The 22,098-nt window shown below is 56.0% G+C and carries 21 protein-coding genes; 9 read left to right on the forward strand and 12 right to left on the reverse strand.

Annotation, left to right across the window (positions count from 1 at the left end):
• Positions 1-19 precede the first annotated feature (19 nt).
• Positions 20-1,051, forward strand: a complete 1,032-nt coding sequence (rtcA, locus tag CDI07_RS00890) for an RNA 3'-terminal phosphate cyclase (RefSeq protein WP_088179821.1) — start codon at positions 20-22, stop codon at positions 1,049-1,051.
• A 33-nt stretch (positions 1,052-1,084) separates the two neighbouring features.
• On the forward strand, positions 1,085-1,891 hold the full coding sequence (locus CDI07_RS00895) for a hypothetical protein (RefSeq protein WP_145954964.1): 807 nt from the start codon (positions 1,085-1,087) through the stop codon (positions 1,889-1,891).
• Here the strand turns inward: CDI07_RS00895 and CDI07_RS00900 are convergent, their stop codons facing one another.
• The 8 genes from CDI07_RS00900 to shyB form a co-directional block, all read right to left on the reverse strand.
• Complete coding sequence (locus tag CDI07_RS00900; protein ID WP_088179823.1) at positions 1,892-2,737, reverse strand: TatD family hydrolase; 846 nt, start codon at positions 2,735-2,737, stop codon at positions 1,892-1,894.
• A 9-nt stretch (positions 2,738-2,746) separates the two neighbouring features.
• The gene (gene pbp11, locus CDI07_RS00905; protein ID WP_088179824.1) at positions 2,747-3,055 is read right to left on the reverse strand and encodes a tRNA-binding protein Pbp11; all 309 of its coding nucleotides are present in this window, start codon (positions 3,053-3,055) and stop codon (positions 2,747-2,749) included.
• A 169-nt stretch (positions 3,056-3,224) separates the two neighbouring features.
• Positions 3,225-3,926: a DUF257 family protein gene (locus tag CDI07_RS00910; RefSeq protein ID WP_088179825.1), complete on the reverse strand. Its 702-nt coding sequence runs from the start codon at positions 3,924-3,926 to the stop codon at positions 3,225-3,227.
• Complete coding sequence (locus tag CDI07_RS00915; protein WP_088179826.1) at positions 3,926-4,591, reverse strand: DUF257 family protein; 666 nt, start codon at positions 4,589-4,591, stop codon at positions 3,926-3,928. The genes CDI07_RS00910 and CDI07_RS00915 overlap by 1 nt, the downstream gene beginning before the upstream one ends.
• A gap of 117 nt (positions 4,592-4,708) precedes the next feature.
• Positions 4,709-5,956 carry an NAD(P)-dependent hydrogenase/sulfhydrogenase 2 subunit alpha gene (gene shyA / locus CDI07_RS00920; protein WP_088179827.1) on the reverse strand — a complete coding sequence of 416 codons (1,248 nt, stop codon included), beginning with the start codon at positions 5,954-5,956 and terminating at the stop codon, positions 4,709-4,711.
• Positions 5,953-6,693, reverse strand: coding sequence for an NAD(P)-dependent hydrogenase/sulfhydrogenase 2 subunit delta (gene shyD / locus CDI07_RS00925; RefSeq protein ID WP_088179828.1), 741 nt, complete (start codon positions 6,691-6,693; stop codon positions 5,953-5,955). Before shyD ends, shyA begins: the two co-directional genes overlap by 4 nt.
• Positions 6,690-7,565, reverse strand: coding sequence for an NAD(P)-dependent hydrogenase/sulfhydrogenase 2 subunit gamma (shyC, locus tag CDI07_RS00930; protein WP_088179829.1), 876 nt, complete (start codon positions 7,563-7,565; stop codon positions 6,690-6,692). Before shyC ends, shyD begins: the two co-directional genes overlap by 4 nt.
• Positions 7,562-8,566 (reverse strand): NAD(P)-dependent hydrogenase/sulfhydrogenase 2 subunit beta, encoded by a 1,005-nt coding sequence (gene shyB / locus CDI07_RS00935; RefSeq protein ID WP_088179830.1) that lies wholly within the window; start codon positions 8,564-8,566, stop codon positions 7,562-7,564. Before shyB ends, shyC begins: the two co-directional genes overlap by 4 nt.
• 167 nt (positions 8,567-8,733) lie before the next feature.
• Between shyB and nuoE the strand changes: the two genes are divergently transcribed.
• Genes nuoE through CDI07_RS00950 form a run of 3 tightly spaced genes read left to right on the forward strand, consistent with a single transcriptional unit; the run spans position 8,734 to position 13,850 of the window.
• Positions 8,734-9,198, forward strand: a complete 465-nt coding sequence (nuoE, locus tag CDI07_RS00940) for an NADH-quinone oxidoreductase subunit NuoE (protein ID WP_088179831.1) — start codon at positions 8,734-8,736, stop codon at positions 9,196-9,198.
• The gene (gene nuoF, locus CDI07_RS00945; protein WP_088179832.1) at positions 9,191-10,993 is read left to right on the forward strand and encodes an NADH-quinone oxidoreductase subunit NuoF; all 1,803 of its coding nucleotides are present in this window, start codon (positions 9,191-9,193) and stop codon (positions 10,991-10,993) included. Before nuoE ends, nuoF begins: the two co-directional genes overlap by 8 nt.
• A 1-nt stretch (position 10,994) precedes the next feature.
• Positions 10,995-13,850: an NAD(P)-binding protein gene (locus tag CDI07_RS00950; protein ID WP_088179833.1), complete on the forward strand. Its 2,856-nt coding sequence runs from the start codon at positions 10,995-10,997 to the stop codon at positions 13,848-13,850.
• Positions 13,851-13,876: 26 nt separating this feature from the next.
• On the opposite strand, the gene CDI07_RS00955 is transcribed toward CDI07_RS00950, so the two are convergent.
• On the reverse strand, positions 13,877-15,055 hold the full coding sequence (locus tag CDI07_RS00955; RefSeq protein WP_088179834.1) for an aminotransferase class V-fold PLP-dependent enzyme: 1,179 nt from the start codon (positions 15,053-15,055) through the stop codon (positions 13,877-13,879).
• 69 nt (positions 15,056-15,124) lie between these two features.
• Entirely contained in the window at positions 15,125-16,027 is a 903-nt protein-coding gene (locus tag CDI07_RS00960; protein WP_088179835.1) for an asparagine synthetase A, read from the reverse strand.
• Between the two features lie 199 nt (positions 16,028-16,226).
• On the opposite strand from CDI07_RS00960, the gene CDI07_RS00965 reads away from it, so the two are divergent.
• Positions 16,227-16,808, forward strand: coding sequence for a Flp pilus assembly complex ATPase component TadA (locus CDI07_RS00965; protein ID WP_088179836.1), 582 nt, complete (start codon positions 16,227-16,229; stop codon positions 16,806-16,808).
• On the opposite strand, the gene CDI07_RS00970 is transcribed toward CDI07_RS00965, so the two are convergent.
• Both CDI07_RS00970 and CDI07_RS00975 read right to left on the reverse strand, forming a co-directional pair.
• Positions 16,801-17,586 carry a hypothetical protein gene (locus CDI07_RS00970; protein WP_088179837.1) on the reverse strand — a complete coding sequence of 262 codons (786 nt, stop codon included), beginning with the start codon at positions 17,584-17,586 and terminating at the stop codon, positions 16,801-16,803. The two genes, CDI07_RS00965 and CDI07_RS00970, sit on opposite strands and share 8 nt — an antisense overlap.
• Before the next feature lie 29 nt (positions 17,587-17,615).
• Positions 17,616-18,770: an alanine--glyoxylate aminotransferase family protein gene (locus CDI07_RS00975; protein WP_088179838.1), complete on the reverse strand. Its 1,155-nt coding sequence runs from the start codon at positions 18,768-18,770 to the stop codon at positions 17,616-17,618.
• Positions 18,771-18,935: 165 nt separating this feature from the next.
• On the opposite strand from CDI07_RS00975, the gene CDI07_RS00980 reads away from it, so the two are divergent.
• The 3 genes from CDI07_RS00980 to CDI07_RS00990 all read left to right on the forward strand — a co-directional run bounded on the left by CDI07_RS00980 (position 18,936) and on the right by CDI07_RS00990 (position 22,006).
• Positions 18,936-20,102, forward strand: coding sequence for an MFS transporter (locus CDI07_RS00980; RefSeq protein WP_088179839.1), 1,167 nt, complete (start codon positions 18,936-18,938; stop codon positions 20,100-20,102).
• Between the two features lie 91 nt (positions 20,103-20,193).
• Positions 20,194-20,742: a 50S ribosomal protein L16 gene (locus tag CDI07_RS00985; RefSeq protein WP_088179840.1), complete on the forward strand. Its 549-nt coding sequence runs from the start codon at positions 20,194-20,196 to the stop codon at positions 20,740-20,742.
• Positions 20,743-20,863: 121 nt separating this feature from the next.
• Positions 20,864-22,006: an RNA ligase gene (locus CDI07_RS00990; RefSeq protein WP_088179841.1), complete on the forward strand. Its 1,143-nt coding sequence runs from the start codon at positions 20,864-20,866 to the stop codon at positions 22,004-22,006.
• Positions 22,007-22,098: the final 92 nt, after the last annotated feature.

Here is a 22,098-nt window from a genome sequence, read left to right on the forward strand (position 1 = left end):
ACTCCTAACGGTGGGAGAGATGATAGTGATAGACGGTTCCTACGGCGAGGGTGGGGGGCAGATACTGAGGACCGCCATAGCCCTCTCCGTCATCACCGAAAAGCCTGTTAAAATCGTCAAGATTCGCGCGAACAGACCAAACCCCGGTCTCAGACCGCAGCACCTCCACGGGATTTTGGCCTTGAAGGAGCTGAGCGGCGCAAGGGTTAATGGCGCCCAGGTCGGCTCGACGGTTCTTGAGTTCGTTCCAGGGAAGGCCGAGCCAAGGCACGTCCGCGTTCCCATAAAGACCGCCGGTAGTATAACCCTCGTGCTTCAGGCTCTGCTACCGGCGATGGCCTTCACGGGCGGGAGCTTTGAGATAACCGGCGGAACCGACGTCCCTTGGAGCCCTCCAGCTGACTACCTGAAGAACGTAACGCTCTACGCCCTCGGAAAGATGGGGGTTGAGGCCGAGCTCGAAATCAGGAGAAGGGGCCACTACCCGAAGGGCGGCGGGCTGGTCACCGGAAGGATCGAGCCTTGGGAGGAGAGGAAGTCCCTGGAGGCCATCGAATGGGGCAAGGTGGAGCGCTTCGTCGGGATAAGCCACGCAACAAATCTGCCGGCCCACGTCGCTGAGAGGCAGGCAAAGGCAGCGAGGGAGAGGCTTGAGGAGCTTTACAGCGTCCCAGTCGAGATAGAGACCGAGATCTCACGCTCCCTTGGGCCGGGAAGCGGCATCGTCGTCTGGGCTGAGACAGATTCGCTGAGGCTCGGAGGGGATGCCCTTGGAAAACGCGGAAAGTCGGCAGAGGTTGTTGGCAGGGAAGCCGCCGATGAGCTTCTCGACCAGCTGACCGGCGGAAAAGCGGTTGACAGGTTCCTCGGCGACCATCTGATACCGTTCCTGGCCTTCGCGGGCGGCGAGATAGGGGTAACGGAGATCACCAGCCACCTCGTCACAAACGTCTGGGTTGTGGAGCAGTTCCTTGGCAAAATCTTTGAAGTGGAGGGAGAAATCGGAGGGCCCGGGACTGTGAGGGTGGTTAGGAAGGCGGCGTCTTGGTGAGGGCTTTAACAAAATAATTGGATTATGTATGAGGTGAAAGCAATGGACTTGACTACGATTTCAACGATTATTGGAAGTACCGCTAGTTTGCTATCTGCAATTTTAATGTACTACTTTACTCAGCACTTTCCATGGGAGACCTCACGTAAGAACGTTGTGAGAATACTTTTGGAACAGAGTCCGAATTTCAAGGATATTGTAAACAATCTCAAGAAAAATGCCCAGTCTAAATTAGGCAGCAGGCATCTTCAGAGAGAAGTGTTTTGGGGAATTCCAATAGGGATATTGCTGGGGCTGTTAATTCCTATTGTACTTACTATAGGCTATGTAGGCATGTACTATGATAAACTTTCGCCTCTAACTTTTAACACGCTCGCAATTATCCTGTTATTGTGGGCTTCTGTTACTTGGTTCTTAATGCTACTTGCAACGTATGTTGTTTTTGCTTTTAAGGACAGTTTCCTGTATCCCGTTAGCAGGATATATCTTGGAAGTTCTTTGGTGTTTATAGCTTCTTTTGGGATAGCTACTCTAAATTCAAACTCTGCTGAACAATTTTTAGCTGTTTATCTAATAGTTTTTGGAACAATTATTCTTTTAGGATGGGGTCTTTCCAAAAAAGAAGACAAACTAGTTAGGGAAGAATGGTTCAAACTGTCCAATGAACGTAAAAGTATCACTTTAAGAGTTTATACCCAAGATGGGCGTGAGTTCATTGGAATCTTGCAAAATGTTTTTGATGATACTTGGTTACAGCTTAAGAGAGTTGATTCAAGGAGTACTATAAACATTGAGTGGAGGACAATTAAAGGAGTGGAGGTAATAAGTGATGACTCTTGATCACTCCTCCACCTCTACCTCATAGACCTTCCTCGGGTTCTCGACGTGAATCTTGTAAACGTCGTCCTCGGTGAAGAGGCCGTTCTGGAGGAATGCCTTCGTCCTCTTCGGCACTGTCTTCGGCCCGAGCACCGCACCAGGACGGCGCTTGTCGTCTATGTAGTCGGTCTCCATCATGAACCTGTTCCCCTGCTCTATCGCCGCCTTGATGTTCTTCTTGCTGGCTATTATGCTCGGGAAGACTCCAACCTCCTCTGCCACCTTCACGAGCGGCGGCGAGAAGTGTTTGACGACCTTATACGGCTTTATTCCAACCTCTCTCACGTATCTTCCAAGCTCCCTGAACTTCTCCTCGTCGAAACTCTCGGTGTGGAGCTGAACCGCGCAGTCGGCTTCTTTGGCCAGGCTCATCCCGTACTTCATCAGCTCGATGCTCGCTTGCCAGATTTCCTCGCTCACCTCGTAGTGTGGCCTGCCTATCTCGCCTATGGCTATGGCCTTCCCCTCAAGGCAGAGCCTCTGGGCGTATTCAAGGGCCTTCATGACCTCGTTTCTGGCGTATTCGAGGCCTTTCTCCTCTGCGAGATAAACGAACTCCGCGGGGTGCACACCGACGACGGCGTAGGCCTTGACGGGCGTCTCCTTGTTTATCTTCTCGACGAGCTCGATGTGGAAGTCCATCGCCTTCATAAAGTCCTCCGCCTTCAGCCCGGGGAAGCCGTAGTCGTGGGCGGTTTTGTAAACGACGACGAGATGCGTCCCTCCAGCGCGGTGGAACTGCTTCACGGCCTCAATGAAGAGCCCCTTGTAGGGGTCAACGTGGAAGTGGTCGTCCCAGATTATCATACCATCACCTCACGATCGGTAAACTTCTATGATTTCGCCATCTTTGACCTTCAGCTTTCCCTCGAGAACCAGGGCCGCCTCGTCGTGCTCCACGACGAAATCCACCTTCCGGTTCTGGATGTGTATCTCCCTAACGAGCGCTATTCCCCCGCCCTTGAGCTTGTAGCCTGGGTATATGATACCTTCAAGCACAACTCCACCCAAAACCTGCTTTCCGAGGACGTAGGTCGTCCCGATGACTTTGAACTTTCCGACGGGGTGCCTCGAGACTATCTCCGGCTCGTCCTTTTTCTTTCTGAACCGTTTGAAAATTCCCATCTTCTTCCCCCGGAAGAAATTGGCGAAGGGGAATTAAAACTTGCCCCGTGTTGCTCCCCGGTATTATCACGGGTATACCTCCAGCACATCCCCCTCTTCGGCGGACATCCCGTTCTCCAGCATGAGGGCCACTCTATCGCCGCTCGCGGCGAATTCTACCTCCGAAAGCTCACATCCACCACCGCAGTATCTCCCTCGGGGAGACGAGCAGGTGATCCCTGTGCATGAGCAGGGTGAACACCGACTTTTTCAACTTTATATCTATGAGTTCGTCCTCGTCTTGGAGTTCTATCACCGACGTCGCAAGATCCTCGAGCATCGGGAGGGGATTGAAGTCGAGGGTTTCTATGATGGGCGTTTCTACTAGGTACAGGTTGATTCTCCTCTCGTCCCCAAGTTTCTGCTTTATCAGCCCCATAAGGGTGTAGATGCTGCGGACGTCGCCCTGAAGGACCAGCAGTCTCTCTAGGCCGAGGACGAGGTGTACGTACATGGAGTCGCCCGTTATCTTCCGGAGCTCCCTATCGATCTTTTCCTGGTAGACGTAGGGGTCGTTTCCGAACTTTATCTTCGCTATTACGTCCCCGGCTTCCTGGGTTCCTCCGACCTTGATGACCTTCACGTCGGAATCATTCACCCGAACCCCCATCAGTCTAAGGTGCGTCATGTAGACCGGTAGTGTGTCGAATATGTCCTCGACTATGAGGGGGATTCCCTTCTTCTTCGAGTACTGGATGAATGCGTGGAGTGAGAACTCTATCCCCAGCGATGCCCTGTTCTCGACTATGGTGGTCCCTCCTGGCCAGATCTGCTCCAGCAGTTCGTCTAGGTCCTTTTCTGCAATCAGAACGGGTTTTTTGAGGGCCTCCATCAGCTCCACCCCCCTGCGTCTATCGTCGTCTCCAGGCCAACCAAGTTCGGGTTGATGCTCTTCAGGACTTTAACCCCCGCTCCCGTGTGGTACGGTGTCAGCCTGATGACCGTCGTGGAGATCCTTTCCAGCTCGTAGAGGCTCTTGACGGGGAGGCTCTTCATTATCCCCTCGTTGACCAGGTAGAACGCCTTCCTCCTTTCGTTTCCTGTGAACCTCTGCATGGCCAGTATGATGCGGTACGTGTCGAGGGGAGTTCTCGTGACGAGGAAGAGGTTCTCAAGCCCGAGGACGAGGTTTATCATCGGGGAGGGGATTTCCTTGAAGACCTTAACGCTGCTCTCCTCGTAGTTTTTGAGGTAAACCCTCGGATCCGGGTGGAACGGAACCCTCGCCAGGACTTTTCCTATCTCAAACTTGCCCCCGGTCTTCAGGACGTAGACGTTGTCAAAGTCCAGGGAAAGTCCCATGGTCTTAGCGTGGATTATAATGGCGTGAAGGGTGTCGAAATTATCATCAATAACGAGGGGGATGCCCTTTTCCTTTGAGTACTCAATGAAGAACTTCAGGGCGAATTCGGGGATGTAGGATGTGGTGTATGTTACCAGAACCGTTTCGCCGGGCAGAACAGAGTCGATGATTTCGGCGACCTTTTCCTGTTCCATGGCTCTCACCTTTTAAAGGTTATTTGGGAAAGATATAAACGTTTTGGAAGAATCCTCGGCCCAGCACCCTTTATTGGGGACGTACGGAAAATAAAAATGGAAAAATCTTTCGCCGGCCTAGAGCTTCACCAGATGGACGGAGCATGAGATGCACGGGTCGAACGCCCTGACGGTCTCCTCGAGCCTTCCTATCATCGCCCTCTCGTCGGCCTCACCGTACAGCTTCCTCGCCTCCTCCAGCAGGCTGGCCTCCATCATCGCGTGGTTCAGCGCTGTTGGGGTTATTATGTTGGAGTAGGCGACCTTACCGTTGGCGTCTATCCTGTAATGGTGTATCAGAACCCCTCTCGGGGCCTCGACGTAGCCTATCCCCTCGCCCTCCCTGGGCTCAACCGGGACGTTCTCCCCTTCGATGCCCCTATCGAGCAGGGTCTTCGCTATCTCGTTTGCCCTCTCGAGGGAATAGACGAGCTCTATCGCCTGGGCCAGGTTGTTGTAGCTGACGTAGCCGGTCTCCAGTTTCTCCCTGTGCTCCTCGAAGAGCCTCTTGGCCCCGGGGGTGAGCATCTCCGACTTGAGGAGCAGCCTCGGCAGCGCCCCGACGAAGAACGCCTCACCCTTGTAGCGGCTCTGTTTGGCGAAGCTGTAGACGAGGGAGCGCTCCTCTATCCTCTCGGTGTAGTGGAAGGCACCTTCCTCGTCAGAGACCAGCTTTTCACCCCAGAGGTAGCCGTCGGTGGCGACGAAGTGCCTTGCCTGGGCGCCGTATGGATCCAGCTGGGCGAAGAGCCTCACAGCTCTCCTCGCCAGCCTGAGGAGGGCTTCGCTTTCCTTCTCCACCCTTTCGAGCTCCTCCACCGTTGGATACCTGCCGAAGCCGCCGGGCTTGACGTTTATTCCGTGTATCTCCCTGCCGCCTACCATCACCCTTATCCTGTTGCCGAAGGCCTTCAGGGCGAGGCCCTCCTTCACCAGCTCCCCGTGCTTCGTGGCCATCCTTATGGCGTCTGGGTAACCGAACACGTCCGGCGCAACGAGGAGGTACAGGTGCAGCGCGTGGCTCTCGAGCAGTTCGCCTATGAGCCCGAGCTCCCTGATGAGGGCAATCTCCTCCGGAACCTCAACGCCGAAGGCCCTTTCGATTCCTAGGACGGAAGCGACGCTGTGGGAGAGGTAGCAGATGGCACATATCCTGGCCTCGAGGTCAGGAACGTCGTAGTAGTGCCTTCCGAGGGTCAGGAGCTCGAAGAATCTCGGCCCCTCGATGATCTTAAGCCTGACGTCCTTTACCTCGCCGTTCTCGATGACTATCTCGGCCTTTCCGTTGCCCTCAACGCGCGTGAACTCGCGGAGCTCGATTATCATGGCTCCCACCTCGCGAAGGTCTTGAACTTCCTTATGATGTACTCGTCATCGTAGCCGAGATCCTTGAGTATCTCGTACTCCCCGGCCGGATTCACCTCGCCTGGCAGCGGACCGCGGCAGCCGATGCATCCCAGACCCGAGCGCACGCAGACGGCGTTGCAGCCGCCGTAGGTTATCGGGCCGAGGCAGGGAAGGCCTTTCTTTACCAGCACGCACTCGTACTCGTTGAGCTTGCACTCCAGACAGACGGGATAGTCCTTCCTGACGGGCTCGATGCCCTTGGCTATGTCCATAAGCACCTGGTAGACCTCGTTTTTGTCGTACGGGCAGCCAGGTAGGGCGAAATCAACGGCTACGTATTCGACGACCGGCTTGGAGTCGAGGGCGCGCATCGGGTTGCCGTCGTCCCCGTAGACCGCCTTCAGCTTCTCCCTGATGGGGAGTTCAACGCTTGCCTGAACCGAGCCGTGGGTTGCGCAGGTTCCGAGGGCTATGAGGTATTCGGAGTGATTTCTTGCCTCTTTTAGCAGGTTCAGGTCGCGCTGGGTCGAGACGGTTCCGGTTACGAGGGCGACGTCGTAGTGGTTCTCCTCGCTGAGACTCGTCGCCATGTGGAACTCGGTTATCTCGTAGAATTCGAGGAGGTCGAAGAGCTTCTCGTAGAGGAAGAGCATGTTGAGGGCACAGCCGCCGCAGTCGGTAAGCTCGAAAACCCCCAGTTTGAGCTTGTCCATCATATCAACCCCCTCGTGGAGAGAGCGTCCCAGTAGGTGAAGACCGGGCCGTCCTGGCAGATGTACTTCATGGAGACGCTGGTTCCGACGACGCAGTGGCCGCACTTGCCGACACCGCAGCGCATGCGCCTCTCCAGGGTCATGTAAATCCTGCCAGGTGAGAGCTTTCTGTCCAGGAGCTCCCTTATGACGAACTTGTACATGACCGGCGGGCCGCAGATGAGGGCGTATGTGTTGTTAACGTCGAACTCCTCGCCCCTGAAGAGGTCGGTGACGACACCCTTGCACACCCTGTCCGAGAAGCCCTGTTCGAGGTAGATGCACGATGGGCTCTCAACCTCGTACGCCAGCTTTACCGAGCAGTTCATGGCCTCGCCGTGCTTGAGGAGGTGTATTATCTCGTCGCGGAAGAGGATATCCTCGTAGGCCTTGGTTCCGTAGAGCAGCCAGACTTTCTCGTACTTGCCGGTGTCTATGGCGTACCAGAGCACCGAGCGTAGGGGTGCCATTCCGAGACCGCCCGCGACAAGAATCAGGTTTGAGCCCTCCATCTTCTCCATGGGGAATCCGTTTCCGTAGGGCCCGCGGATTCCCACGACGTCCCCTTCCTTCATCTTGTGGACGAACTTGGTCATCCTGCCAACCTTTCTGATGCAGAGCTGGAAGTAGCCCTTCCTCGTGGGTGAGGAGCAGATGCTTATCGGGAACTCTCCGAAGCCGCGGATGTCAACGATGACGAACTGTCCCGGCTTGAAGTCGAACTTGGCCTCAACCTCGGGGTCGAGGAAGCGCAGTGTGAAGAGCTTCTCCCTCGACGTTAGGTCCTTCACTTCGAGAATCCTTGCGTCGTACGTCTGGTACGGGTTCTCGCTCATTTCAGGGACCCCCTTACCTCCTCAAGAACCTTAACGTGCTCTATCTTCGCCGGGCAGAACTCGTCGCATCTTCCACAGCCGACGCAGTTGTAGCCGGCAGTGGGGTCAAAGTAGCTCTTGCAGTAGTATCTGTGCCTGAAGCGGTCCAATCGCGTAGGCCTGAAGTTGTGGCCTCCAGCGACGAGTCCATGGTTCTCCATGAAGCACGAGTCGTAGCGCCTCTCGCGCACCGAGCTGTATGCGTCCATCCAGCTGTCGCAGACCTCGTAGCAGCGGCACGTTGGACAGACCATGTTGCAGTTACCGCAGGCGAGGCATATCTCAGCGTACTTCTTCCACACTGGGCTGTTGTACGCTAAATCGAGCATGTCGGCGAGGCCTTCCTGCGGGACTTCCTTCTGGAAGGCTTTCGCGCGCTTCTCCTCGAACTCCTTGAAGTTGGCGAGGTCCTCATCGGTCACCTCTTCGAACAGCTCGCCGTTCTCCCAGGCTATCTCGTGGCCGCGGACGCTCCCGATTCTGACCAGCCAGCCGTCGGGCAATTCGTGCAGGAACAGGTCGAAGCCGTCCATTGCGAAGTGCGTTCCGAGGCTCTTGCAGAAGCAGTACTCGTCGGGCATGCAGCTTATTCCTATTATCAGGGTCTTCTCACGCCTGCTCTTGTAGTACGGGTCGGCCGGCTCGTCGAGGTACACCTTGTCGAGTATCTTCAGACCGTGGATATCGCAGGAATGGAGTCCAAAGAGAACCATCGGTTCTGCTTCGATCTCTTCCTCCCAGTGGCCGTTTTTCATGCGGAGAACCGCTTCTCTGGGCCTGAAGAAGAACTTCTTCGGCGGGAGCATGGTTCTGTTGTAGTCCAGCGCTATCTCCGCCGGGTCGTGGACTTCCTGGAAAGAATAGATGCCACCCTTCTTTACCGGGGCATACAGGGTACCCCAGGCCTCAAGTGACTTGAAGAACCTCTCAAAGTTTTCGGAAGGTAGTTTTATGTATCTCAAGGGCATCACCGCCTTGAATGGGCTTGCAATTTTAAGTTTGTAAAGGATTGATTTAAGAATTTTTCAAACAAATGGTTGCCAACCAGATGTTACAAACTTGTACTTTAGTGCACTCTTATAAACATTAACGTCGAAACTTTTCCGAAAAATCCTTGCGGTGATGCAAGATGGAAGCCTCGTTCGATTACATGCGCTCTTATCCGCCGGAACCGAGTTCTCTAATCCCTCTTCTTCAGAGAACCCAGGAGCGCTTCGGTTACCTTCCCAGGGAGGCCCTTGAGGAGATTGCGAACTACCTCGGAATTCCCCTCAGCAGGGTCTACGGTGTGGCCACCTTCTACGCCCAGTTCCGCTTCGAGCCCCTCGGAAAATACGTCGTCAAAATCTGCCACGGGACGGCGTGCCACGTCAACGGTGCGGTGAATATATCCCAGGCCATAACGGAGGAGCTTGGAATTGAAGAGGGACAGACGACGGAGGACGGCCTCGTAACGCTGGAGCGCGTCGCCTGTCTCGGATGCTGCAGCCTGGCACCGGTCATAATGATAAACGACAAGGTATTCGGCAAGCTCACGCCGGATAAAGTCAGGAAACTGATGAGAAAGCTCAGGGAGGGGAAGCTCGATGTCTGAAATCAAGGCCATCGCCGTCGGCATGAACTCCTGTGGGATAGCAGCGGGAGCGAGAGAAACCTATGAGGCCATAAAGGCCGAGATCGAGAAGAGAAACCTCGACGTGGAGCTCAAGATAGTTGGCTGCGTCGGCATGTGCTACCGCGAGCCCCTCGTGGACATCATCACCGATGAGGAGATAATCACATACGGCCACGTCGACCCCAAGAAGGTTCCTAGGATTATAGAGGAGCACGTTATCAACGGAAAGCCCATAGAGGAGTGGATAGTCAAGCGCGACTGGTGGGAGAACGGCGAGAGGAAGACCTGGGACGTTGATGGCTACTTCGCCAAGCAGAGGAAGATAGTGCTCGAAAACTCCGGCTACATAGACCCCGAGAACATCGACGAGTACATAGCGGCCGGTGGCTATGAGGCGCTGAAAAAGGCCCTCAAAATGAAGCCCGAGGAGATAATAGACGTCATCATGAAGTCCGGGCTTCGTGGAAGGGGCGGTGCGGGATTCCCGACGGGATTAAAGTGGAAGTTCGCGAGGGAAGCCAAGGGAGACGTCAAGTACATCGTCTGTAACGCCGACGAGGGCGATCCCGGAGCATTCATGGACAGGAACGTCCTGGAGGGCGACCCGCACAGGGTGATAGAGGGTATGATAATTGGTGCCTACGCGATTGGAGCGACGAAGGGCTTTATCTACGTGAGAGCAGAGTACCCGCTCGCCATAAGGAGGCTGAAGATAGCGCTGAAGCAGGCGCGCGAGAGGGGGTTCCTCGGTGAGAACATCCTTGGAAGCGGGTTCTCCTTCGACATCGTCATCAAGGAAGGCGCCGGAGCGTTCGTCTGTGGTGAGGAGACGGCTCTGATAGCCTCGATAGAGGGCAAGCGCGGAATGCCGAGGCCGAGGCCGCCTTATCCGGCCCAAAAGGGTCTATGGGACAAGCCCACCAACATCAACAACGTGGAAACGTGGGCGAACGTGCCGTGGATAATCAAGCACGGCTGGGAGGCCTACGCCTCGATAGGGACCGAGAAGAGCAAGGGCACCAAAGTCTTCGCCCTGTCGGGCAAGATAAAGCACGGCGGAAACGTTGAGGTTCCGATGGGAATGACGCTGAGGGAGATACTCTACGAGATAGGCGGAGGAACCAAGACCGGCAAGAGGATCAAGGCTGTCCAGCTCGGCGGTCCCTCAGGAGGCTGCATTCCGGAGTATCTCTTCGACACACCCGTTGACTACGAGAGCGTGAACGCGACCGGCGCGATAATGGGGAGCGGCGGAATGGTCGTCATGGACGAGGACACCTGTATGGTCGACGTCGCCAAGTTCTTCCTCGACTTCACCGTGAAGGAATCCTGCGGGAAGTGCACCTTCTGCCGTTTAGGCACTAAAAGGATGTGGGAAATCTTGGACAAGTTCACCAAGGGCGAGGCAACGGAGGAAGACCTCGAAAAGCTCGAACGGCTCGCATATCAGGTCAAAGCCGGTTCGCTCTGCGGTCTCGGGCAGACGGCACCTAACCCCGTTCTAACGACCATCCGCTACTTCAGGGACGAATACCTTGCCCATATCCAAGGAAAATGCCCCGCCAAGGTCTGCAAGCCACTCATCAGGTACGTCATCATCACCGACAGGTGCACCGGCTGTACGGCGTGTGCTATATTCTGCCCGGTGAAGGCGATAAGCGGCGAGAAGCTCAAGCCCCACGTCATCGACCAGTCTGCCTGCATCAAGTGCGGGACCTGCTACGAGGTGTGCCGGTTCAACGCCATAGAGATAGTCGATGCGGGGGGTGAGTGAAATGGTCAAAATCATAGTCAACGGGAAGGAAATCGACGCTCCGGAAGGAAAGCCGCTCATAGACTTCCTCCGTGAAATCGGGGAGCACGTTCCCGGCTTCTGCTACACGAACGAGCTCGATCCCTACGGCTCATGCAGGCTCTGTCTCGTCTCCACCAAGAGGGGAGTCACCACCTCGTGCACACTCAAGCCGATGGAAGGGCTTGAGTTGGAGACCCTCAGCGACGAAGTCGTTTCGATGAGGAAGACGGCACTTGAGCTCATCCTCTCTGACCACTACGGCGACTGTATCGGCCCCTGTCAGGACGGCTGTCCGGCCCACAGCGACGTTCAGGGATACCTCGCGCTCATAGCGATGGGCAAGTATCACGAGGCGGTTAAGCTGATGAAGGAGAAGTACATCCTACCGGCTGTCCTTGGAAGGGTCTGCCCGGCCTTCTGTGAGGACGCCTGCCGGAGGAACCTCGTGGAGGAGCCCCTCGCGATAAGGCAGCTGAAGAGATACGCGGCAGATTACGACCTTGAGCACGGCCCGTGGATGCCCGAGATTCCGCCCTCAACCGGAAAGAGGATAGCCGTCGTCGGAGGCGGGCCGGCTGGCCTTGCCTGCGCCTACTACCTCAGGACGATGGGACACGAGGTTACCATAATCGAGGCAATGCCGGAGCTCGGCGGAATGACCCGTTACGGCATTCCGCCCTACAGGCTGCCGAGGGACGTTCTGGACAGGGACATAGCGACCGTAATCAACACGGGAATAGAGGTGAAGACCAACACCGCCCTCGGAAGGGACGTGACCCTTGAGGAGCTCCGCGAGAAGTATGATGCCGTATTCCTCGGCGTCGGTGCCTGGAGAAGCAGGAAAATGGGGATTCCGGGCGAGGAGCTTGAAGGCGTCATGCACGGCATAGAGTTCCTCAGGAAGGTCAACATGGGCGAGAGGGTCGAGCTCGGGGAGCGCGTTATAGTCGTCGGCGGTGGAAACACGGCCATGGACGTTGCAAGGACGGCTCTGAGGCTCGGTGCAAAGGTTACCGTCGTTTACCGCCGTTCGAAGGCAGAGATGCCCGCCAACGAGAGGGAAGTGGAAGAGGCCATGGAGGAAGGCGTTGAGTTCATGTTCCTCACGAACCCGGTGAGGATTCTCGGAGACAGGAAGGTCGAGGAGGTAGAGCTCATCAAGATGCGCCTCGGCGAGCCGGACGCCAGCGGAAGGCGGAGGCCGATACCGATTGAGGGCTCGGAGTTTAAAGTCAAAGCGGACAACGTTATCCTTGCCATAGGTCAGTACTGCGACGAGGAGTTCCTGAAGAGCCTCGGCATCGAGGCGAGGCGCGGAAAGGCCCTCGTTGATGAGGTGACGCTCCAGACGAGCGTTCCCGGCGTCTTCGCCGGCGGCGACCTCGTCCTCGGGCCGTCAACGGTCATCGAGAGCATAGCCACAGGAAGAAGAGCCGCGATAATGATAGACCTATATCTCAAGGGAAAGCTGGAGAAGGCTAAAGCCGTTCTCACCGAGCCCGAGAGGCACATCGAGGAAGTCCTAAGCGACGACGACCTGTATAGAGTTCTCTTCGACCTCAGGCCCTACAACCACTGGAAGAAAGTAACCGAGAAGGACTACGAGGACGTTGAAAGAAAGCCGAGGGCGAAGGTGAAGCTCCTCGATCCAGAGAAGAGGAAGAGAACCTTCGAGGAGGTCGAGCCGGCCCTAACCGAGGAGCAGGTTCTTGAAGAGGCCCAGCGCTGTATGAGCTGCGGCTGTATGGAGGTCTTCCGTTGCAAGCTGAGGGAGTATGCAACGCTCTACGGTGCCGAACAGTATGCCTTCGAGGGCGAGCAGAACAAGTTCGAGATAGACGAGAGCCACCCGTGGGTGACGCTCGACAACAACAAGTGCGTCCTCTGCGGCCAGTGCGTCAACTTCACCCACGAGATAGCCGGAGAGGGTGTGCTGGACTACCTCTTCCGCGGATTCAAGACGAGGATCTCGCCGCCGCTCGGGGAGAGCCTCGGGGAGGTGGAGGGTAGGTTCATCGGGGAGATGATAGACCTCTGTCCGGTTGGGGCAATAACCGAGAAGCTTCCGTTCGTCAAGCCCGGGCCCTGGAAGACGAAGCCCGTCAAAACCGTCTGCAACGGCTGCTCCTTCGCCTGCGAGATGAACGTGGAGGTCTACGACGGCATGCTCGTGAGGGCTTCGAGGGTAGAGAACTCATGGAACGGCCACCTCTGCGACTACTGCCGCTTCGCCAGACCCTGGGCCGAAGACCTAGCCGGGCCGCTCCTCAACGGTGAACCCGTGGGCTGGGAAGAGGCCAAGAAGTTCCTCTCCGAGAGGAGCTACGCCCTGATCTTAACGCCGGAGCTGACGAACGAAGAAATCGCCCGGCTCAAGGCCTTCGCCGAGGAGAGGGGTATTCCAGTAGGCTCAACCGTGAGCGGGGGCATATCCACGGCCACGCTGGACGACATAAGGAACGCTAGGAGGGTTCTCCTGAAGGCGGACCTGGAGAAGTTCCCGCTGCTCAAGATACTCCTGAAGGGCAAGGAAATCGTCGAGGAGGGCTACGACGTTGCGATAGTGGAAGGGGGAGAGCCTCTCGACGTTCCAACGCTGATCCTCCATGAAGGGGTCAACGCCGCCGGACTGTTGAAGGCAGGAATAACGGGAATCCCGGAGAGCGGGGCCTACGTCGTGATCGGAAGGCCGGTGGAGGACCTGAGGGGCGACGTCCTCGTGATTCCCGCCGGGGTGTGGGTCGAGAAGAGCGGAACCGTCACCAACGCCTTCGGAATGAAACTGAAAATGGAGATGGCGAGGGAAGGCTACTCTCCGCTGGAGCTTTTCTCGTGATTTTCTTTTCTCTTTGATGTCTTGGTTTATTCTCCCATAGCCCCGAACAGCGCCTCAAGGAAAGTCTCAACGTCCTCGGGCGTGTTGTACAGGTGCGGTGAAGCCCGTATCCCGTAGTGGCCGAGAACGCCGCGGTGGCTGACCGAGATTCCCTCCGCAGCGAGCTTCCCATGCAGTCTCTCCTCTTCCTTGTAGCTCAACCCTGTTTTTATCGTGACTATCGAGGAACCCTCAGCGAGAACTTCAAGGCCCGCACTTAAAACCTCGTCCCTTATCCTGCCCGCTAACTTGAGGTTGTGGCGCTCTATCTCCTCGATGCCTATCTCGTTTATCAGCCTCAGCGAGGCTCTGAAGGCTGCAGCTATGAGGTATGGCGGCCCGCCGCCGAAGTCGAGCTTTTTGACTCCCCTGGCGGGCTTCAGCTCACCCCAAGGATCCTTCTCGGGCAATCCCCACCAGCTGCCCCACTCCCCCGTCGGCGGTTCGTTGTTGAGTAATCCTGTTATCGGCTTGACTTTCTCCAGAAGCTCGTCTGAGACGTAGATTAGGCCGGCCCCCGTGTCCGGACTGATGAGCCACTTCTCACCGCCAGCCGAGAGCGCATCAACGCCCTCCTTCTCGGGGAACAGCCTCAGGGCTCCAAGGTGCTGGACGGCGTCAACTATCAGCCAGGCGCCGTGTTCGTGGACAATCCTCGAGAGCTCTCTCAGGTTGAGCCTTTGTCCAGTGACCCAGTTCACCGAGCTGAGAACCACCGCAAAGGTGTCGTCGTCTATGGCCTTTTCGATGTCCTCCAGGCTGTGAATCCCGTTCCTGTTCTTCACGACCCTCAGCTCGAGGTTAAAACGCCTTGCGTAGCTCTTGAGAAGCGCGGGCACGGTTGGAAACTCCGTGTCCAGCGAGACGATGTTCTGCCCCTTCATGGGTTCGAGTGCCAGCAGAATCCTCCTGAGGCCCTCTGTGGTCTGTATTGAGAGACCGACGTTTTCGGGACTAACCCTCATAAGTTTCGCCGCCTCGTCCAACAGCGGCTTCAGAACGACCTCGTCCATGTAGTCGACCGAGTTAACCTCCCCTTTGAACTCGATAACGTCGTTGAGAAGCTTTGTTGCCTCGAGAACCGCGGTTGAAGGCATCAGACCGAGGCTCGCGGTGTTGAGGTATGCCCCAAACTTCTCCAGTGCCGGAAACAGAGTCCTCCTCATAGAAATCCCCGAAGAAATAGGGAAGGAATCGTTTAAATGGGTTTTGAGAGGGGAAGATGTAAAAAGGCCTCAGATGACCGCGGGGACACCTGGAATCCTCGGGAACGGCTGCACCTCGGCTATGTGCTTTGCCCCCACCATGTAGCGGATCAGTCTCTCGACGCCAATTCCGGCCCCGGCGCTGGGCTTCAGGAGACCTGCCTTGGCCACTTCAAGGTACGGTCTGAATGCCTCGAGGCTTATCCCTGCGCTCCTCATCTTCCGGACGATGACCTCGTACTCCCACTCCCTCTCGCCGCCGCTCGAGACCTCACCGTAGCCCTCCGGCAGGTAGAGGTCGTAGTTCCTGAAGTGCCCCGGCCTTTCGGGGTCCTCCCTGTCGTAGAACTCCCTCTTGATGTCGGTCACCCAGAAGGGTTCCTTCATGGCTTTGCTGGCCTCGTCCTCGTCTCCGAACTCCTCCTTTATCTCCTCCAGGGTGAAGCGCTTGAAGGGCGGCTTGACTCTGGGCACCTCCCTCTCGAGCCCCCAGCTCCTTGCCTCCTTGAAGAGTCCACTGATGAGGCCCTCGATGAGGCTCATCACGTCGTCCATGCTGGCATGGGCTATCTCGAAGTCGAGCTGTGTGAACTCGTAGGCGTGCCTTCCGTCGTCAGCTGAGCGTCCCTCAAGCCTCACGTTCGGCGAGAGGATGAAGAGCTTATCTATCCCCATCGCCACCGCCATCTGCTTGTGGAGTATCATGCTGTGGGTCAGTCTCAGCCTCGAGCCGTAGACCTCGACTTCGGGCGGTCTGAGCGCCTCTTCCGCCGCTGGATCCGGCCAGAGGGGGTCTGTTATGGAGCTGAGCATCACTGGGAGCATCCACTTGAAGCCCTCGCCCACCATGTATCTTGTCATATAGTCAATCACTCTCGTCTGTATTTCCATAACCGGTTCAATTTTTCTGGTCACAATTTGGAGAGCGTTCATATCTATCACCTAATTTTTGCCACAGACTTTCCCCTTTATGGCCTTTGTGCAAAAACTTTTGGATTTTGGGCAAGATATGACATTTAAATGTGATAATTTTTGGACATACGACGATATATTGTGCTCTATTTGACGTTTATCAAAGCCCACCGGCGATAGCGTTATAACGCCAGTCGAGAACCTTGTATGGTGGTAAAGCATGGGAGTGTACATATTCACGCCTGAGGACCTGATACGCTACGGCGCCGCAACCGAGGAGCAATTGGGAGTTCTGAAGAACGCGATTCTCTCCAAGAAGGATATCCTAGTAGTTGGCTCCAGCCGCTCCGGAAAGACCAAGCTCGTTGAGGCGCTGATGCACTTCATACCCGACGACTGGAAGGTGGCCGTTATAACCGCCTACGGCGAGTTCAAGCCCTTCAAGCCGAACATCGTCGTCATAGATACTCAGTTCGACAGCCAGCCCCTTGAGAGGCGCACCTCGGACGTTATCTCAAAAATCAAAGCTTTGAATCCCGACTACGTCGTCATCGACACCCTTCACACCGTTGACGCCGCGAGGATATTCCGCGAGCTTATAGATGATTACGCCTTTATAGTGACCTCCCTCGCCCTCACTGACGATATAAAGGATGAGGTCAGGCACTGGCTCAGGATAAGCGGTGAAACCTTCGACAAGTTCGACGTGGTCGTGGAGCTCAAGAGGGACTTCAGAACCGGTAGGAAGAGCATAAACCGCATATACGAGGTAAAGAACGGGGAGCTCAGGCTCCTTATTTAGAGCGCTTTTTCAGACGCTCCTTTAACTTTCTCCAGCCGTCCCTTATCTCGTTTCTGACCTTTCTCTGCCCCTCTTTCGTTAGGTAGCCCTTCCTCCACGCGACGTACATGAAGCCGTTGAACGCGAGCGTAGCCACCACCGCCAGAAGCAGGGAGTTGACGGCGACGCCGGCTATCGTTTTCTGCGTCCTCCTGAACATTCCGAGGGCAACGTAGTCGTTGGGGGTCATGTGCTTCATGGGCAGAACCGCCCTCTCGGTGCCTTCGGCGGGGATTAGGGACAGCATGTGGTTCCAGGTTACGACGTAAACGTTGATGTGGGTCCCGTTAACCGTGCAGTTTGGAATGACCTCGTTCTCGTCCACCCACAGGCAGCTCCCGTTCTCCAGGAGCTTTCCGTGGACATCGGTGTGCTCGTAGGTCTGGAAGTAGAAGGTGCCGTTCTCGGGGTTAACCTTCACGACCTCTATGTCCTGCGTCGCGCCCCCGTAAACGAGGCCCCTGAAGAAGCGGTAGAGTTTGTCTATCAGCGAGTTGCTGAAGTATTCGTCCTCCCAGACGATGTAGTAGTAGAGAACGCCGTCGTAGTCCACCATGTAGAGGATTCCCACCGGTCTGTCCTCCGGAGCGGTATAAACGATCGGTGTGTAGAGGTCTATCTTCTCACTCTGGCCCGGCATGTAGCCTTCCAGGGAATAACCGCTTGAGGCCAGTCCAACGAACCAGAAGATGAGGAAGTTCAGGACGAGCCAGGCGGTTATCCACTTCTTCGAGACCATGACCTTCACTAGAATAAAAAGGAGAGGGCTCAGCCCTTAAGCTTTTCTATGACCTCGCGGAGGTTGGCGAGCATCTCCTCGATGTCCTCGAAGGTCATGTAGCCCATGTTTCCAATCCTGAAGGTCTTCTCCGCCACGCTTCCGTAGCCCTTGGCCAGCTCGAAGCCGCGCTCGCGCATAGCGTTGTAGACGTCGACGCCCTTCATCCCCTCGGGGACGACGACAGCGGTTATCGTCGGGCTCTCGTAGCCGGGCTCAGCCAGAACGCCGAGGCCCATCTCCTTGACGCCCTCGCGGATGGTCTCGCTCCTCTTCTTGTACATTCCGAGCCAGGCATCCTTGCCGCCCATCTTCTCAACTATCCTGAGCACGACGTTGAGGCCGAATATCTGCGGAAGCGGTGGAGTTGATGGGGTTCCCTTCTTCTTTTCGTTGAACTTCCTGTAGAGCGGCAGGTCGAAGTACCAGCCGCGCTCCGGCATCTTCTCGGCGATCTCAAAAACGCGCTCGCTGACAGCGGCGACGGCCAGGCCGGGCGGGACACCGAAGGCCTTCTGGGAGCTGGCGAATATCATGTCGAGGCCCCATTTGTCGAATTTTATGTCCGCGCCGCCCATGGCCGAGACCGCATCGACGAAGAGTAGCTTGTCGTGCTCGTGAACGACCTTTGCCAGCTCGGGGAGCGGGTTCAGCACGCCGGTCGAGGTCTCGTTGTAGGTTATGGTCACCGCAACGACGTCGGGGTTCTTTCTGAGGGCCTCGTCGAGCTCCTCCGGCTTGACGGCGTAGCCGGGCTCCTTCCTCAGGATAACCGCTTCCCTGCCGTTGGAGTTGACGACCTCGGCGAACCTGTCTCCAAAGGCTCCCACGGTCGTGACGAGAACCTTTCCTCCCCTCGGCACGGTGTTTCTCACAGCGGCTTCCATGAAACCGGTTCCGGAGCTGGGGAACATTATTATCTCGCCTTTCTCGGCTTCAAGAAAAGCCTTGAGTCTGTTGAGGGTGTCAACGTGAACCTTCTTGGCCTCGGCCGAGCGGTGGCTGAACATCTGGACGCTCATTATCGCGAGAACCTCTGGGAAGCACGCAACTGGACCGGCGGTAAAGAGCCTGTACTTCGGCTTGACGAGCTCGTAAACCTCCCTGTAGGCTTCTTCATACTCCATTTCGAACCTGAGTTCCATCAGCATCACCTCGGCGGGAGTTTGGAGGGGAAATATAAAAAGGGTTCGCTGGCATTGTGCACCGATTGGTTGAAGCTCCACTCATTTATTCCACCGATAACTGAAAAATCTTCGGCATGGTCAATACTTTTAAAAGCTTCGCCCTAACGCTTAGAAGGTGGTCTGATGGAACGAAGACGCCTCGCTGGAATAATCCTTCTCATAGTCTCGGCGTTCACCGGGACGATAGCCTTCCGCCTCGCCACCCCTGCCATAGCGTTCTACACGCGCGACATACTCAAGGCTTCGATGCTATCCGTTTCAATTGTCTCGATGTCGTTCGTGCTCGCGAGGGCATTTTCCTCCGTCTTTGGTGGGTTGATGCTTGAAAGGGGCAAGAGGCTCGTCTACATCGGCGCGATAGCGATGATGGGAAACGCCGTGGCGGTTCAGCTCTACCCCCTGACCTCGACGTGGTTCCAGGTTGCAGGGATAAAGCTCCTCAACGGTTTTCTCAACGGTCTGAGCTGGCCGATGGCGCAGTTCGTCATAGCCGTGGCGACTCCGAAGAAGATAAGGGCGAGGGTTACTGCGGTCTACTTCTTCTTTGGCAGCATCGCTTCCCTCCTCGGAAACTACGTCTACGCATACACGATAGACCTCGGGCTGGGCGGGCAGATGTGGATTTCCTCCGCGTTCTTTATCCTGACCGGCCTGATAATGGTGGCCAGCTACGTCCTTCTCTACGAGAGAATAACGCCAAAAAGGAAGAAAACTCCCGACGGTGAAAAGCCGAGCCTCGAACCCAAGAGGGTTCTAATCATCGCCTCGCTGATGGCGGTGATAGTGGCGTTCACGTCCGGCGAGATAACCTACGTCTACGTCTCCGAGGCCCTGGGTATGGAGAAGGCAACGACCGCAACGCTCATCGGCTGGGCGGGTTTTCTCGCCGCGATGCTCAGCTACGGCGTCTCTTGGCTCGCCGACGTGAGGAGCGAGAGGCGGATGGTTCTGCTCACGTCCATAATGGCAGCACTTTCGCCGCTCCTTGCGGCAGTAAAGACAGCCCCGACGGTTTTTCTGGGGATATTCCTTGCCCTCTTCGCCTTCCAGAGCTTCAGACCGATTTCCAGAAAGGTTCTGGCGAGCTACCACCGCTCCTCCCTGGCCATTGGGGGTGTCAACGGCGTCCAGAACCTCTCCACTTTCCTGGGCGGAATGCTGTTCGGCTTTGCCTACTCTCTGGGGGAGCTCCACGGGGTTGTAACGCTCAACCTTGCCCTGCTGGCATTCACACCCGTTTCGGTGGCCCTGCTCTGGCAGAGCGTTAAGCTTAAAGGTCGTGGTGAATAACCTTTGATGCAGGCGAGCACTCCAAAACTTTTATAAAAGAGAGCACTCGCCTAAGTTTAGGCTTAGCTTACGCTCATTTGGAGGTGAGAGTATGGGACTGAGACCAGCCAAGATTGATAGGGACGTTGACAAGCCCGCTTACACGAGGAGGGAATACATACGTGGTGCGCCCGGTCCGAAGATAACGATCTTCGACATGGGCAACCTTTCGGCTGAATTCCAGTACGAAGTCAGCCTTCACGCCGAGCAGGCCATGCAGATAAGGCAGAACGCCCTCGAGGCCATCCGTATCCAGGTGAACAGGTACCTCCAGAAGAACGTTGGAAGGAGCAACTTCCACTTCAAGATAAGGGTCTACCCGTTCCAGGTTCTCCGTGAGAACCCGATGGCCACCGGAAGGAAGGCCGACCGTTACGGAAACGGTATGAGAAGGCCCTTCGGAAAGCCGATAGGCCTCGCCGCTCGTGTCAAGAAGGACCAGAAGATACTCACCGTCTGGGTGAACGAGAACCACCTCAAGTTCGCCCTCGGCGCCATGCACAGGGCCAAGATGAAGCTGCCCTACAGCGCCTACTACAGAATATACGACAAGGAAGGCAACGACATCACCAGCAAGGTTCTCTCGACCATGAAGCGCTGAAGCGCAGCGCCCTTACCTTCTTCTAATTTTCATAGTGTGTTTTGTGCCCGTGACCCTGAGGGTTTTTCCATATATTCATAATGATTATTAACGATGTAGTCCAACTTAGACTGGTGGGATGATGGTAAGCTCAAGCTTTAGGGCAATGCTTCTCAAGCTCGGCGTTCCTGAGGACAGGCTGGCCGTTCTTGAGGGTAAGGGTGGAGTGGTGGAGGGCGAATTCGAAGGCATCAGATACGTTCGCTTTCGCGATTCTGCCAAGGGCTTCCGGCGTGGAACCGTTGTCTTTGAGAACGGTGACGTTGTCCTAGGGTTTCCCCACATAAAGCGCGTCGTCCAGCTGGAGAGGGGGATAAAGAGGGTCTTCAAGAACAAACCCTTCCACGTCGAGGAGAAGGTGGACGGCTACAATGTCCGTGTCGTCAAGGTTCGAGACAGGGTTCTCGCCCTCACCAGGGGAGGTTTCGTCTGCCCCTTCACGACTGAGAGGATACTCGACTTCGTGAACGAGGAGTTCTTCAGGGATTACCCCAACCTAGTCCTGGCCGGCGAGATGGCCGGGCCCGAAAGCCCGTACATCGTGGAGGGGCCGCCCTACGTGAAGGAGGACATCCAGTTCTTCCTCTTTGACATCCAGGAGAATGGAACGGGGAGGAGCCTTCCGGTGGAGGAGAGGCTCAAGCTTGCCGAGGAGTACGGCATTCGTCACGTTGAAACTTTCGGCCTCTACGACCGTTCAAAAATTGAAGAGCTACATGAGCTGATCGAAAGGCTCAGCCGGGAGAGGAGAGAGGGCATCGTCATGAAAACGCCTGACATGAAGAGAATCGCGAAATACGTAACGCCATACGCCAACATTAACGACATCCGGATAGGTTCCCACATATTCTTCGACCTGCCGCACGGCTACTTCATGGGGAGGATTAAACGCCTCGCGTTCTACCTGGCCGAAAAGCACGTTAAGGGCGAGGAATTCGACGAATATGCGAAAGCCCTCAGCAAGGCCCTCCTCCGGCCGTTCGTCGAGAGCATCCACGAAGTCGCCAACGGCGGCGAGGTTGAGGAGGTCTTCACGGTGAGGGTGAAGAACATAAGCACCGCCCACAGGATGGTGACCCACTTCGAGAGACTCGGCGTGAAAATCCACATCGAGGACATAGAGGATCTCAGGAACGGCTACTGGCGGATAACCTTCAAGAGGGTCTATCCAGACGCCACACGCGAGATGAGGGAGTTGTGGAACGGGCTGGCGTTTGTGGATTAATTACTCATTCTTTTTTGCTAGCCCTTGCGAAGCAAGGGCTGATTGCAAAAAATTTGTATACCTTCGAACCCAAAAAAGGGTGGAAGGGTTCG

It is taken from the genome of Thermococcus sp. 5-4, assembly GCF_002197185.1.
Taxonomy (GTDB): domain Archaea; phylum Methanobacteriota_B; class Thermococci; order Thermococcales; family Thermococcaceae; genus Thermococcus; species Thermococcus radiotolerans.